Origin of the sequence: Streptomyces globisporus C-1027, from assembly GCF_000261345.2 — a bacterium.
GTDB lineage: Bacteria > Actinomycetota > Actinomycetes > Streptomycetales > Streptomycetaceae > Streptomyces > Streptomyces pakalii.
Genome location: NZ_CP013738.1, coordinates 2,834,660 through 2,848,023, shown reverse-complemented (window position 1 = coordinate 2,848,023; position 13,364 = coordinate 2,834,660). Strand labels below are relative to the sequence as shown.

Below are 13,364 nucleotides of genomic sequence, written 5' to 3'. Positions count from 1 at the left end.
CCGACGACGGAAGAGGTTCCATGGCAAGGGAATTATCCGGGCTGTTGACGCTGACCGACTACGAGCAGGCAGCGGAGTCCCTGCTCGACGCCGCCTGCTGGGCGTACGTGGCGGGCGGCGCCGACACCCAGCTCACGGTCCGTGCCAACACGGAGGCCTTCGACCAGGTCTGGTTGCGCCCCCGGGCCCTCGGCGGCACGGGCGTGAAACCCGATACGTCCGTGACCGTGCTCGGGCAGCGGCTCGCCCTGCCCGTCCTCCTCGCCCCGACCAGCCCCCAGCGCCTCCTCCACGAGGACGCCGAGATCGCGACCGCCCGCGCGGCCGAGTCCGCGGGCACCGTGTCGATCGTCAGCACGGACAGCCACTACGCCTTCTCCGACGTGACCGGTGCGGTCGGCAGCGACAGCTGGTTCCAGCTCTACGCCTACCGCTCCCGCGACGACGTCGCCGCGACGATCGCCCTGGCGGAGGACGCCGGCGCGACCGCGCTCGTGGTCACGGTCGACGCCAGCTACGCGGCCCGCCGTATCGGCACCCGGCGAGCGGGCTTCCGCACCCCGGGGCACGTCGACTTCGGCAACCTGCGCGCGCTGGGCGTGCTCACCGGCGACATCCCGGACGGCGCCCGCATCGAACGCCTGCCGCTGACCTGGGACGACCTGGGATGGATACGGTCCCGTACCCGGCTGCCGATCGTGGTCAAGGGCGTCCTGCGCGCCGAGGACGCCGAACACTGCGTGGCCCTGGGCGCGGACGGCGTCATCGTCTCCAACCACGGCGGCCGCCAGCTCGACGGCGCGGTGCCCAGCCTGGTCGCCCTGGAGCAGGTGGCGGCCGCGGTCGCCGGCCGCGCCCTGGTCCTCATGGACGGCGGCATCCGCTCCGGCGTCCACGTCGTCAAGGCCCTCGCGTACGGCGCGGACGCGGTGTGTGTCGGCCGCCCCTACCTCTGGGGCCTCGGCCTGGCCGGACAGCAGGGTGTCGAGGCGGTTCTCGACCTCCTCCGGAGCGAGATCGAGGACACGCTGCTCCAGCTCGGCGCGGACTGCGTCGCCGACATCGGCCCTGATTTCGCCGTCAGCGCGCACCGGGCCATGCGCCTGGGCGCCTCCTGAGCACTGGAAGCCCTGCCCGCTACCCACGCCTTCGCTCTCCGTGTTCCGCGCCCTCGCTCTCCGTGCTCCCGCTCTCCGCGCTCCCGTTCCCTCCCCTCGGTTCCTTCTCCAGGAGACCTCTGTGACTTCCCCGAACCCCAAGGACGCTGTGACCTCTCCGACCTCTCCGACCGTCCACTTCTCGCGGGGAATCCCTCCGCTCGAAGCGATCCCGTCCGCCGACATCGCCGAGCTGACCGGGTCGGTCCTCGCCGCCGAACCGGACCGCGTCTTCCAGTACGCGCCCATCGGCCGCCACACCGGTGACCGCGAACTCCGGGACCAGCTCGGGGCGTTCCACTCGGTCGACCCCGACCGGATCTTCGTCACCAACGGTTCCCTCCAGGCCCTCGACCTGCTCGCCGCGCACCTCCTCAAGGACGCGCCCAGCAAGAAGGTGCTCGCGGAGGCGCCGACGTACGACCGTGCCGTCCAGATCTTCGAGCGGCACGGGGCGCAGGTCTCCGGGATACCCCTGCGGGGGGACGGCCTGGACCTGGACGTCCTGCGGGAGCGCCTGCGTACGGAGGTACCCGCGTTCGTCTATCTGATCCCGGACTTCCAGAACCCCGGCGGGGTCACGACGAGCGAGGAGAAGCGGCGCGAACTCGTCCGTCTGTCGGCCGAGTTCGGCTTCACGATCCTGGAGGACATTCCGTACCGGGAACTCCGTTTCGCGGGCACGGCCCCCAGGCTCCTCGGCGAACTCGCGGAATCGGTCGAGGGCGCCCGGGTGCTGACCATCGGCTCGCTGAGCAAGATCCTCAGCCCGGGACTGCGCGTCGGCTATGTGATCGGCCCGCCCGGTACGCCGGGCGCCCTGGCGGCGCTCGCGGAGAGCACGTACCTCTCGCCGGCCCCCCTGCTCCAGGTGGTCGCCGCCCGGGCCTTCGCGAGCGGCCTGGTCCGGCGCAACATCGACGAGGTCAGGAAACTGCTGCGGCCGCGGCACGACACGGCGGTCGAGGCGGTGCGGAAGGCGCTCGGCGAGGCCGCGCTGTGCGTGCCCGAGGGCGGCTACTACATCAGCGTGCATCTTCCGGTACGGACCACGGAGGAGAAGTTCCTCGCGGCTGTGGCCGCCGAGGGCGTCGCCCTCACCCGTGGCTCGGCGTTCTACCCGGCGGACTCGGCGCCACCGTCCGGAACGGTGTTCCTCCGGCTGCCGTTCCAGGCCCTGAGCGACGAGGAGTTCGCCGAGGGGGTGACGCGGCTGGCGTCGGTGGCACAGCGGGCGGAGTAGGGGAGTAGCGGAGTAGCAGCGGGAGTTGCGGGCGAGGGGGAAGGGACACGATGGCCACGGCCGAACAGGGCGCCGAGAACGGCACGGACGAGGCGCCCGGGCCGACGGACGAAGGGCGCACGCCTTCCGATCGGCGCGGGCTCTCCGATCGGCGCAGGCTCTCCGAGCGGCGCGGGTCCTCGGAGCGACGAGGACCCTCCGAGCGGCGCGGGCTCCTGGCGGACGCCTCGCTCTCCGCCGTCCTCGCGGGCCTGATCACCGTCCTGGTCTCGTGTTCCGGCCCCCTCCTCGTGGTCCTGGCGGCAGCGGCCGCCGGTCACCTCACCGATGAGCAGACCGCGTCGTGGGTGTGGGCGGCGTGCGTGGGCAGCGGCGTCACGTGTGCCGTGCTCAGCTGGTGGACCCGGATCCCGGTGATCACCGCGTTCTCGACGCCGGGCGCCGCGGTCCTCGTCGGCAGCCTCGGGGACTACTCGTACCCCGAGGCGGTCGGCGCCTTCCTGGTCAGCGGTCTCCTCATGGCGCTGGTCGGCCTGACGGGCGTCTTCGGGAAGGTCATGCGCCGCGTACCGCCCGGCATCGTGGCGGCCATGCTGGCGGGTGTGCTGTTCTCCTTCGGCGTCGGCCTGTTCTCGGCACTGGACGGCGCGCCGGTCGCGGTGCTGGTCTCGCTCGCCACGTACCTGGCCGTCAAACAGCGGTCACCGAGGTACGCGGTGGCCTGGGCCCTGCTCGCGGCCGTGCTCGTCACCGCCGTCGTCCCGGGCATCGACGCCTCGTCCGTGGACATCGGGCTGACCCTTCCCGTCCTCACGGCACCGGAGTTCACGGGTTCGGCGCTGGTGGGCCTGGCCGTGCCGCTCGCCGTGGTGACGATGGCCTCGCAGAACGCGCCCGGCCTCGCCGTGCTGGCGGCCTGCGGCTACCGCCCGGACGACCGGCTGCTGATCACGGCCACCGGCCTCGCCTCCACGGCGCTCGCGCCGCTGGGCGGCCACGCCGTCAACCTGGCGGCGATCACCGCCGCCATCAGCACCGGCGAGGAGGCCCACCGCGACCCGCGACGCCGCTATGTGGCCGGAGTGGCGTGCGGCGTCTTCTACCTGCTGGCGGGCGTCTGCGGGGCCGCGCTCGTGGGGCTGTTCACCGCGCTGCCGCCCGAACTCATCGCCGTGGTCGCGGGGGTGGCCCTCCTCGCCACGTTCTCCACGAGCCTCGCCCAGGCGGTGGCGGACGAACAGGGCCGCGACGCGGCGGTGGTCACCTTCCTCACCACGGCCTCGGGCGTCACTCTGGGCGGCGTCGGCTCCGCGTGCTGGGGCCTGGTCCTGGGACTGGTGACACACCTGGCGCTGACCGCCCGGCGCCGGCGCGGCGGCCGGCAGGAGCAGCAGAAGACCTCGTAACGGGCCCGGGCGGCCGCCCCGTACGGCGTCGCGTCTCCCGGTCAGGGCGCGGGCGAGGTGACGGTGATCCGTAGGACGGCCGTGGCGGCGGGAACCTCGGTGCCCTTCACGCGGACCTCGTAGGTCAGCTCGTCCTCGCCGGCGTACCCGTCCCTGGCGGTGTACGTCACCGTGGCCCCGGACACCGAAGCGGAACCGTGGCCGGGCTCGGTCTCGATGGTCAGGGTCAGCTCGGCGGGGTCGTAGGCGTCGAGCAGCCCCGCCCGGTCGTTGCTCTCCAGGGTGATGGAGTCGTTGTCGAGGACGTCCACGTCCAGGCTGTCGCCCGCGTCCACGCTCTGCTGGTCGTCCATGAGCGCCAGCGTCCGCTCGACGGTTCCCTTCCCGCCCTGGCCGTCCGCAGCGTCGCCGTCACCCCCGCAGCCCGTCAGGAGGAGCGCCAGCGCGCCCGCTCCCACGGATACGCGCATCCGGAGGGCTCCGGGCATGGACCGCCGTGACTGCTTCCTCATCCCCATGTGCTGCCCCCAAGGCCGAACTAGGTGCGGTGGAGCAGCCGATGCTCGCAGTGCGTACGGGTGCACATCAGAGGCATGCGGGAAGCGAAGCGGAATTGTGATGAGAGCGTGTACAGAACGTGGAGGGCGGGGTTTGGTTGGCTGACCGCGACCGCCCCGGCAACTGGCCCTATGGGCGCTGACGCAGGGGGTGGTTCGGCGAACGGATCTTCGATCTGGCGACGCGTCAGAACGGTGAGATACGGTGACGAGGTCATCACGCTCAGTGCGCGCTCGCGCGCAAAGGGCGGCCCCCGGAGGTGCGCCAACACCCACCCGAGGGCCTACACCCCCAGTGGACAGGACCCACCAGAAATGCTGCGTCATGTTATCGCGCCCTCTTCGGGCTGGACGAAGGCCTCAAACACGGTCGTGCGCGACCGGCGGATGGGCAGTAACGCGAAGATCCTGATCCTGTACGTCCAGGGCCTCCCCGACTCCGCCACGGACCGCCCGCTCGGCGAACTGGCGCGGAAGCTGGACATGAAGGGCCGCCCGTACCAGCAGGCCAAGAAGCAGTTGGTGGAGCACGGTTACGTCCATGAGTGGCGCACCCAGCGGGATGACGGGCTCTGGACGACGGCCCAGCTGTTCACGAACACACCGCTGTCGGGCGCGGAGGCCAGGTCGGTCTGGGCGAGGCTGGAGCCGGACGCGGGGCGCTCTCCGGGTGTGCGGTATCCGACCGTCGGTGAACCGACTCCTCGGTCGGTCGGTGGCTATCAACCCGAGGAAGACCACAGTGATAAGACCACTCCCCACCCACCCTCCGAAGCGGGGCGGGGGCGGGTAGCGGACCTGGGCACGGCCCCGGACCCGGAGGCGGTGGCGGCGGCACCGGACCCCGAAACAGCGGGAGCCCCGGCCGAGGCAGCGCCGAGCCCCGAACAGGCGACAGGGTCGGCACCGGCTCCGCCCCCACACCCCACCAGCCAACTGGCCAAGGCAGAACGCCTGCTGCTGTCTCTGCGCCACACGCGCCGCGACCTGCTGCTGGGTGTCCGCGAGGCCCGCGCCTTGGCGGTGGAGGCCGTGAAGTGGCTGGAGGGCGGCCTGCCGGAAGGGGACCTGCGACAGGCGCTCCTGGCCGACCCGCCGGAAGGCGGGGTGCACTCGGCGGTCGGCTTCCTGCGCCATCGTCTGACCCAGAAATGCCCGGTGATCCCGGTGATCCCGGTGATCCCGGCGCTTCCGTTGCCGGTTCCCCCGCCGCCGCCCCCGGTCAGGGAGCTGATCGCGTGCGCGGGCCCGGGGGAGGAGCATGTCTTCCGCCCGCTGGGCGACGAGCCGGAGTGCGCGGACTGCCGCAGGGCGACGGCGTACGCGAGCTGGATGGTCGACACGGACACGTACGAGTTCCCCGAGGACATGACCTGGCGGCAACGCGTCGCGGCCGTACGCAAGGCGGACGCGCTGCGGGCGGGCGACTCACCCCAGGCCAGCTCACTCCAGGGCGACGCGGGCGACGACGGGCAGATGGTCGCTGCCGGTGGCGGGCAGGGTGCGGATGTGGCCCACGGCGGCGGAGCGGGCCATGACCTGATCGATCCGGGCCAACGGGAAGGTGGCGGGGAAGCTGAAGGCGAACCCGCTCTCAGCAAAGGCAAGTTGTGAGGTGAGAGGACTCAACCCCCGATCCTCCACGACACCGTTGAGGTCCCCGAGCAGAATGACCGGCTCGACGCTCTCATCCGCGATGGCGCGCCCCAGCAACGCGGCGCTCTCGTCACGCCGCTGAGAGGCGAGCCCACTCACCCCCACGCGGACGGAGGGCAGATGGGCGACGTACGCGGCGACTTCCCCGTACGGAGAGTCGACCACGGCACGCAAGCCGCGACTCCACCCCTCCTCAATACTCCGGGGCTTGATGTCCACCACCTGCTCACCGCTGAGCGGGTGCTTGGACCAGAGCCCGACGGTGCCCCGGACGACGTGATGGGGATAGTCGGCGGCGAGGGCCTTCTCGTACGCGGCCAGCTGCGGATCCACGAGCTCCTCCAGCGCTACGAGATCGGCCCCGGAGTCGACCAGCACGCGGGCGGTTCCGGCGGGATCCCGGTTCTCGTCGCTGACGTTGTGCTGGACGACGACGAGCTCCCGCCCATCACCCTCCTCACCGGGCAGGAGCAGCCCGCCGAAGGTGCCCACCCACACGCCCACCGGCAGCAGCAGAGCGACGAGGGCGACGGCGGACCGCCGCACGAGGGCGACGACCAGCAGCACGACGGCGAGGACACCGCCCCAGGGCAGAAAGGACTCGATCAGACTCCCAAGTCGCCCGGGCCAGTTGGGAACAAGTCGATGGAACCCCAGCACTCCGCCCAGAACGACGGCGACCCCGGCGAGCACCCACCCCCGCCGCCGTTTCCCTACACCAGGCACCACCGACGTCTCCGCCGCCACGGCGCCGCTGTCTGCCCGTTCCACCATGTTTTCCCGTCCGCTCGCTCCCGCTCCAGAGGACGAACAACCAGGGGAAGCAGGTTCCGGCCACGGACGGCAGGACCGAATTTGATCTGACCTGCAGAAGCCGGAGACGATGTCGTCTCGACCCGAGGATCCTGGGAACGGGACCACGGGAAACGGGGATATCAGGGGAAACGGGGAGAATCTTACGGTGGCGTGGGACGAATGGGAGCAGATCAAGGCTGATGTCGCGGCGAAGGGGCCAGCGGGTATGCAGCTGAATCAGGCCCCTTCTGAGGGGGGAACCTCGGGTGACCTCAAGTCGAACAGGAAGACGTGGGTGCGGGTCGGTGAGGGCGTTACCGGCCTCAAGGGCGGCATCGGCAAGGCGCTGACGAAGCTGGCCGATGGGCAGGCGGGGCTGGGTGACGCGACCGGTTCCGTAAGCGCGGCGGCACAGAAGGAACTCTACGACTCCTGGAAGAAGTACGTCAGCGATGTACGCGGCCGCTGTGAGGAGTTGGGTGGACTTCTGCAGAAGGCGGGTCACGATCTGTCTAAGTCGGACGAGGAAGCCTTGGCGGATCTGAAGAACCTCCAGGTGAAATACAAAGACACCGACCCCGTCGGCGGCCAGTCGAAGGAGAAGTGAGTCATTTCATGGATCTTGCGACGCTCAAGGCCTTCAAGCCGTCGGAGTACGAGGAGGCCGCAGACGGATATCGGGCTACCGGCGACATGGCCTCCGAGGCCAAGGACGCGATCGACAACCGGATCGGTTTGGGACTGCGCAGCGAGGTGAAGGGTGATGCGGCGGGGGCCGCACACGAGCAGCTCAAGAAGCTGTCGAAGAACTTTCACTATGTGCAAACCGAGTGTGGTCTGGTGAGCACGGCCTTGAACGGCTTTGCCTTCGATGTCGCGGCGGCCAAGCGCAAGCTGGAAGCGGCGATGGAGGATGCCCGAGCCGACGGCTGCACCGTGAACGCGAACGGCTCTGTCTCCTACCCGGCGGGAAAGAAGCCCGGCGACGAGAAGACGGCGGACGGCGGCACGGTCACCGGGAGCGCCGGGGGCAGCCCGACGTCCGACGCGTTGGAGCGCCAGGCCGTCAACATTCACCCGAACCCTCATTACGGCAAGGCGCTTGAGTACGCCAACCGGATCGCAGACGCCCTGGAAGAAGCCACAGACGCGGATACGAAGTGGGCGCCGAAACTGCGTGCGCTGAAGGCTGACGACGACTTGGAGGTCTCTCACCGGGACTGGGCGGACGTGAAGTCCGACACGGGCGGAGTCCGCGAGGCCGGTAAGAGCTACTTCGACTCCCTGCCTGAGCCCCCGAAGGACGGCACCCCGAAGGACAACGCAGCGTGGTGGAAGGGACTCAGCCCGGAGGAGCAGGCGGCCCACCTCGCCCTCAACGCGGCCGCGGTCGGCGCGCTGGACGGGTTGCCTGCCGAGACGCGTGACGAGGCCAACCGCATGGTGCTGGCACAGAGCAGGGCACATGTGGAACTGGAACTCGCCAAGATTCCTCCCGAGCCCACCAGGTACTCGCCCAACCCCAACGGCACTTATCCGGCCGTCATCCAGAACTCCAGTTGGACCAAGTGGAACGAGAAGTACGGTGAGCGGTTCGCGCAGCTCACCAAGTCGCAGGACGGCATGAAGAGCATCCAGGAACGGTTCGACGCGACCGGCACCAAGGGGCTTCCCGAGGCATACCTGCTCGGATTCAGCACCGAAGGAAATGGCCGAGCAATCGTCGCGAACGGGAACCCGGACACGGCTGATCACCAGGCGGTGTACGTGCCGGGCACGACCTCGAATCTTGGAAGCGTGGGCGGGGACATCAACCGGATGGCGGAACTTTGGCGTGTGGCAGATGGTGCGTCTGCCGGTCGCTCGGTTTCCACGATCACTTGGCTCGGATACGACGCGCCGCAGAGCATCGTGAAGGACGCGCCATTCGCCCATTACGCGGATGACGGAGCGCCCGCGTACAACCGCTTCCTTGACGGGCTTGATGCCTCGCGCACCGTTGATTCGGACCCTCACCGGACGGCGGTCGGCCACTCGTACGGCACCACCCTGATCGGGTCCGCCGCTCGCCAGGGCGAGTTGAACGTGGACGACGTGATCCTTGCTGGCAGCCCCGGAGTTCAGGTGAGCAAAGCCGAGCAGATGGACGTTCCCGAGGGGCACGTCTGGAACCAGGAGGCCGACGGTGACGTGGTCCCGGACGTCGGGCGATTCGGTCACGGTGGAACCGACTGGGACGGCGCTTGGATCATCCCCAGCGACCCGCTCTTCGGTGCCAACCAGGTAGTCACGGACACTGAGGGACACAGCGACTACTGGAAGCAGGGTACGGACAGTCTGCGGAATCAAGGGTTGATTGTGGCCGGGCGCGGTGATGAAGCTGCACTGAAACCGGTGCCCCCCGCTTACACAAGGGGGCGATAACAATTCCCGATTGTCTTGATGGACGGCCAACCAGATACCTCGCCATCTGCCCAACCCAGTTGACCGGCCTTCAGGCCGGTCCGACCTACCGAGGGATTCCGACGTGAAGAACATCATGGGCGCACACGCGCTCCTCGTATCCCTCGTCCTCACTTCTCTCACCGGATGCGGCATGACTGACACCACAGACTCTGATGACCTCCCCTCTGCGGGCACCAGCACGTCACTTTCTGCTGCCGACCGGGCGGAGAAGATTTCCAGCGAGATTTTCGACCTGATCGGCATCAAAGGAAAGGCGTCAGACACTGGCCCGGGCGTCTCGGAGTGCGGCGGAAAGGATCCGGAGAAGTACTTTCAGATCTTTCATCCCTGGAGCTTCACGCCAGCATCCCCCGGCGAGCTTGATGGCGTGATGGAGCGGCTCAAGGGAGAACTTCCCAAGCACGGCTGGAAAGTCGTCGATTACGGTCCCAATACGAGCAAGAATAAAAGCATTGAACTCACGGCCGACAACGATAAAAAGAAGCACAGCGTAAAGATCGCTCATTTCGCGAAGGGTGAGACGCCAAGCCTGAATCTCATGGTCGTCTCCGGCTGCTATCAAGTTCCGGACGGTGAGAAGGTCGACCGCTTCTGAGGAGGCTCCGTCGGCACTGAGCCTTTTCCAAGCTGGCGGCGTTGACCACGAGTTGGACGGTCCTGCGTAACGACGAAGCTCCTGGTAGATGGGTTCTCGACCAAGATCACCCGTGTCCGTCAGGAGCTTCGTGTGCTTGTCTACCCGTCGTCGATCGATCTGTCCACCCGCACCCTGCGGTTCCTACTGAGGTTGAACTCGTGATGTCGCTGGGTTGCTCAGGTGGGTCTGATGGTCAGGCCGGTCTCGGCGAGGCAGCCGTCTATGAGGTGGCTGCGGTATTGGATGTGGCGTAGGCCGTGTCGGATGCGCTGGACGAGGTGTTCGGGGGTGGAGAAGGCGACGTTGGAGAGCCAGCCGCGTCGTAAGAGGGACCAGATCCCTTCGACGGGGTTGAGGTCGGGTGCGTAGGGCGGCAGGTAGTAGATCGTCAGCCAGTCCCGGGAGGCGGCGAACTCCCGCAGCCCGGCGGCTTTGTGGACGTTCAGGTTGTCCCAGATGAGCACGATCGGCCCGCCGAGCTGCTGGTGGGCGGCGATCAGCAGGTCCCGGTAGTCGCGCCAGGAGAAGCTCTTGCGACTGTCGCGTCGGTCGTCGTCCCGGCGTGGCCGGTAGATCAGCCGGGACCGGTGGCCGGGCTTGTAGCAGGTCAGCGCGGCGATGGAGATGCGTCTGCGGGAACGGCCGCGGACACGCACCACCGGGGTCCGGCCGCGCTGGGCCCAGGTCCTGGCCTGCGGCGGCGTCATGGAGAAACCGGCTTCGTCCTCGAAGACGAGCCAGGCTCCACGGGCCGCCGCGAGTCTTCCGCGCACGGCCACACCTCCTTGACCCACCCGGCCACCGCCTCGTCGTCCCGCTCGATGGCGCGTCGGGCCGGGACCTGACAGGACCAGCCGTTGCGCACCAGGAGCTTGCGCACGCCCTGGATCGTGTAGGTCAGGTGGAAGCGTCGGCCGATCACCGTCTTCACACGGCTCAGGGTCCAGCGCTGGTCTTCCCAGCCATGCGCGGCCGGTCCCTTGGCCAGCTCCGCCTCCAACTGGGCGAACTGCTTCTCGCTCAGCCTCGGCAGCGATGCCGGGCCCTGTGACCGCAGAGCCCGCGGCCCGCCCTCGTCCCACATCCGCCGCCACCGCTGCACCGAGCGGACGCTGACCCGCAGGTCCCTGGCGATCACCGAGCTCGCCTCGCCCTGGGCGAACCTCTCGGCAGCCTTCAGTCGTAACTCCTCGCGGAACTGCTGCCGCTCGGCGGTCAGCCCGCCCCCTTGTGGATACCGCATGCCCCGGTGATACCGCACCGGCGAGGAGCCGTCAGCCCCTACGACACCACAAGTTCAACCTCAGTAACCGGGCAACTGACAGCCAGGCGGAGGGAGATCGGCACGCGGTGGCGGCGGCTTCCCGCAGCGAGACAGGCTCTGCTGGCCCTGGCCCACCTGCGGTGCGGTGACACCTACGCACAGCTCGCGGCCGGTTTCGGTATCGGGATCGCGACCGCCTTCCGCTCCATACGCGAGGCCGTCGACATCCTGGCCACCCTCGCCCCGTCCCTGGCCGAGGCGATCAAGGCGATCCGGGCGAAGGCGTTCGTCATCCTCGACGGCACCCTGCTGCCGATCGACCGGATCGCCGCGCGACAGCACGGGATCATCGAAGTCCTCGCTGAAGAGGGACTCAGATGCTGGGCTGACAAGGCGTATCAAGGTGCCGGCGGAACCGTCCGAGTCCCGTTTCGGGGCCGCCGTCTCAAGCGATGGAAGCGCCGTCACAACACCACCCACGCCAAGATCCGCTGCCTCGGCGAGCAGGCCATGGCCACCCTCAAGGGCTGGCGCCTCTTGCGGAAGCTCCGCTGCAGCACCAACCGCATCACCGACGTGGTGAAGGCCGTCCTCGTCCTTCACCACCACGCGTCAGCCTGAAGTTGGAGAGAGCTCACTCTCTCCCCTGCACACCAGCGACGAAACCGGCCCAAGCCGCATGGCCGACGGCTATGCGAGGACCCTCAGGCCTCGTCGAATCGCGTACTCCCACGGTCGCGAACAGGTCGGCGACCTCCACGCATTCCGTACCGCTGCCCCCGCTGTACGACGACTTGAACCACTGACCGACGGGGTGAACCATCAAAGCTCCCTGCCCACTTGATCCAGGAGCGCGGCAGACCGCTCGATGTTCAGGGCCTGTGCGCGCAGATAATTGAACGCCAACTTAAAGAGCGTTTTGCTCCGGCTTAGGTGCTTCATTGCAGTTCGGGCGACGGGCCGCTTCAGGCTGGCTGAGCCAGCAGACGTCTCTTGTGACAGGTGATGCGGATGACGGCTTTCGAGGGTCCGCTTCGGTCCGTTCGCTCCTGTCTGATCCCAACACGCCCCCGCTCACGCCTGTTTGCGCCCTGTAGCGGGACGGCGGCCATCGGTACTACGGAAACATGCCTCGCCGACAGCGGCCGTACCCGAGTGACCTGTCCGATGCTCGTTGGGAACTGCTCGAACCAACCCTGACAGCCTGGCGAGCAGAACGCAGAGGGAAGGGCCTGGACATCGGGCGGCCGCCCGAACACGACCTGCGCCGGATCATGGACGCCATCCTCTACGTCGACCGGACCGGCATCCCCTGGCGCTACCTCCCACACGATTTCGCCCCGTGGGAAACCGTTTACGGATACTTCGCCGCCTGGCAGAAGGACGGCGTCTTCGACCAGCTCAACGGACTCCTGCGACATCTGGTCCGGAAGGCCGAGGGCCGAGACGCCGAGCCCAGCGCCTGCATCCTCGACGCCCAGAGCATCAAGACCTCGGCCAACGTGCCCGCGGCCGGCCAGGGCATCGACGCGGGCAAGAAGATCGCGGGCCGCAAACGCCACATCGGCGTTGACACACTCGGCCTCCTCCTGGCCGTGCTGGTCACCGCCGCCAGCGTCTCCGACAACGCCGGCGGAATCCGCCTGCTCTCGAACATCGCCGAAGGCAGCCCCCGCATCACGAAGGCGTGGGCCGACAGCGGCTACCGCACCAAGGCCATCGACCACGGCGCCCGCCTCGGTATCGACGTCGAAGTCACCCGCCGCGACCCCGCCCAGAAGGGCTTCAAGGTGATCCCGCGGCGCTGGGTCGTCGAGCGGACCTTCGGCTGGCTCATGCACCACCGCCGCCTCGCCCGCGACTACGAAACCCACCCTCACCGCTCCGAAGCCATGATCAACATAGCGATGATCGACCTCATGAGCCGCAGACTCACCCGCGAATCGACCCACAACTGGCGCGACAGCTGAACGGCGGCAGCGTCGGGCTCCTGTGAATCACAGCAGGTAGGGCCACAGGCTGACGCTGTTCCGCTCCACGCTGATCTCGACCCACGTTCCATCGACAGCAGTCGATGGCGGCGGGTCGGCGAGGTCGAAAAGGATGTGGGTTCCGGCTACTTCCAACGTGGCTCCGCCATCGCCCGTCAGGCCCAACCGCCCCCGAAAGACGATCCGGTCGCC

At 68.5% G+C, this 13,364-nt stretch carries 12 protein-coding genes; 8 read left to right on the top strand and 4 right to left on the bottom strand.

What is annotated here, in order from left to right:
* The first annotated feature begins 20 nt into the window (after positions 1 to 20).
* The 3 genes from WQO_RS12230 to WQO_RS12220 all read left to right on the top strand — a co-directional run bounded on the left by WQO_RS12230 (position 21) and on the right by WQO_RS12220 (position 3,806).
* The gene (locus tag WQO_RS12230) at positions 21 to 1,118 is read left to right on the top strand and encodes an alpha-hydroxy acid oxidase (protein WP_032748789.1); all 1,098 of its coding nucleotides are present in this window, start codon (positions 21 to 23) and stop codon (positions 1,116 to 1,118) included.
* Between the two features lie 121 nt (positions 1,119 to 1,239).
* The gene (locus WQO_RS12225) at positions 1,240 to 2,400 is read left to right on the top strand and encodes an aminotransferase-like domain-containing protein (RefSeq protein WP_010062026.1); all 1,161 of its coding nucleotides are present in this window, start codon (positions 1,240 to 1,242) and stop codon (positions 2,398 to 2,400) included.
* 50 nt (positions 2,401 to 2,450) lie between these two features.
* Positions 2,451 to 3,806 carry a benzoate/H(+) symporter BenE family transporter gene (locus WQO_RS12220; protein ID WP_010062024.1) on the top strand — a complete coding sequence of 452 codons (1,356 nt, stop codon included), beginning with the start codon at positions 2,451 to 2,453 and terminating at the stop codon, positions 3,804 to 3,806.
* A gap of 41 nt (positions 3,807 to 3,847) precedes the next feature.
* Here the strand turns inward: WQO_RS12220 and WQO_RS12215 are convergent, their stop codons facing one another.
* Positions 3,848 to 4,276, bottom strand: a complete 429-nt coding sequence (locus tag WQO_RS12215) for an Ig-like domain-containing protein (protein WP_237274120.1) — start codon at positions 4,274 to 4,276, stop codon at positions 3,848 to 3,850.
* Between the two features lie 1,530 nt (positions 4,277 to 5,806).
* Positions 5,807 to 6,793, bottom strand: coding sequence for an endonuclease/exonuclease/phosphatase family protein (locus WQO_RS12205; RefSeq protein ID WP_167552034.1), 987 nt, complete (start codon positions 6,791 to 6,793; stop codon positions 5,807 to 5,809).
* 187 nt (positions 6,794 to 6,980) lie between these two features.
* On the opposite strand from WQO_RS12205, the gene WQO_RS12200 reads away from it, so the two are divergent.
* The 3 genes from WQO_RS12200 (at position 6,981) to WQO_RS12190 (ending at position 9,875) form a co-directional block, all read left to right on the top strand.
* On the top strand, positions 6,981 to 7,421 hold the full coding sequence (locus WQO_RS12200; protein ID WP_029182429.1) for a hypothetical protein: 441 nt from the start codon (positions 6,981 to 6,983) through the stop codon (positions 7,419 to 7,421).
* Positions 7,422 to 7,429: 8 nt separating this feature from the next.
* The gene (locus WQO_RS12195; RefSeq protein WP_010062019.1) at positions 7,430 to 9,238 is read left to right on the top strand and encodes an alpha/beta hydrolase; all 1,809 of its coding nucleotides are present in this window, start codon (positions 7,430 to 7,432) and stop codon (positions 9,236 to 9,238) included.
* Positions 9,239 to 9,341: 103 nt separating this feature from the next.
* Positions 9,342 to 9,875, top strand: coding sequence for a hypothetical protein (locus WQO_RS12190; RefSeq protein ID WP_029182428.1), 534 nt, complete (start codon positions 9,342 to 9,344; stop codon positions 9,873 to 9,875).
* 218 nt (positions 9,876 to 10,093) lie between these two features.
* Here the strand turns inward: WQO_RS12190 and WQO_RS37460 are convergent.
* A protein-coding gene (locus WQO_RS37460) for an IS630 family transposase (RefSeq protein ID WP_470433552.1) occupies positions 10,094 to 11,160 on the bottom strand; the annotation gives its coding sequence in 2 pieces (ribosomal slippage) (positions 10,094 to 10,714 and positions 10,717 to 11,160; 1,065 coding nt in all).
* 75 nt (positions 11,161 to 11,235) lie between these two features.
* On the opposite strand from WQO_RS37460, the gene WQO_RS12175 reads away from it, so the two are divergent.
* Positions 11,236 to 11,802, top strand: a complete 567-nt coding sequence (locus tag WQO_RS12175; protein ID WP_237274210.1) for a transposase family protein — start codon at positions 11,236 to 11,238, stop codon at positions 11,800 to 11,802.
* A 13-nt stretch (positions 11,803 to 11,815) separates the two neighbouring features.
* On the opposite strand, the gene WQO_RS34980 is transcribed toward WQO_RS12175, so the two are convergent.
* Positions 11,816 to 12,004, bottom strand: coding sequence for a DUF397 domain-containing protein (locus tag WQO_RS34980; RefSeq protein ID WP_079055546.1), 189 nt, complete (start codon positions 12,002 to 12,004; stop codon positions 11,816 to 11,818).
* Positions 12,005 to 12,308: 304 nt separating this feature from the next.
* Between WQO_RS34980 and WQO_RS12170 the strand changes: the two genes are divergently transcribed.
* Positions 12,309 to 13,151: an IS5 family transposase gene (locus WQO_RS12170; protein ID WP_058953856.1), complete on the top strand. Its 843-nt coding sequence runs from the start codon at positions 12,309 to 12,311 to the stop codon at positions 13,149 to 13,151.
* Positions 13,152 to 13,364: the final 213 nt, after the last annotated feature.

Bases quoted from the DNA above. Each gene is read 5' to 3' on its own strand.
- WQO_RS12230 (WP_032748789.1), top strand. From the start codon at position 21: ATGGCAAGGGAATTATCCGGGCTGTTGACGCTGACCGACTACGAGCAG.
- WQO_RS12220 (WP_010062024.1), top strand. From the start codon at position 2,451: ATGGCCACGGCCGAACAGGGCGCCGAGAACGGCACGGACGAGGCGCCC.
- WQO_RS12215 (WP_237274120.1), bottom strand. From the start codon at position 4,276: ATGCGCGTATCCGTGGGAGCGGGCGCGCTGGCGCTCCTCCTGACGGGC.
- WQO_RS12205 (WP_167552034.1), bottom strand. From the start codon at position 6,793: ATGGTGGAACGGGCAGACAGCGGCGCCGTGGCGGCGGAGACGTCGGTG.
- WQO_RS12195 (WP_010062019.1), top strand. From the start codon at position 7,430: ATGGATCTTGCGACGCTCAAGGCCTTCAAGCCGTCGGAGTACGAGGAG.
- WQO_RS34980 (WP_079055546.1), bottom strand. From the start codon at position 12,004: ATGGTTCACCCCGTCGGTCAGTGGTTCAAGTCGTCGTACAGCGGGGGC.
- WQO_RS12170 (WP_058953856.1), top strand. From the start codon at position 12,309: ATGCCTCGCCGACAGCGGCCGTACCCGAGTGACCTGTCCGATGCTCGT.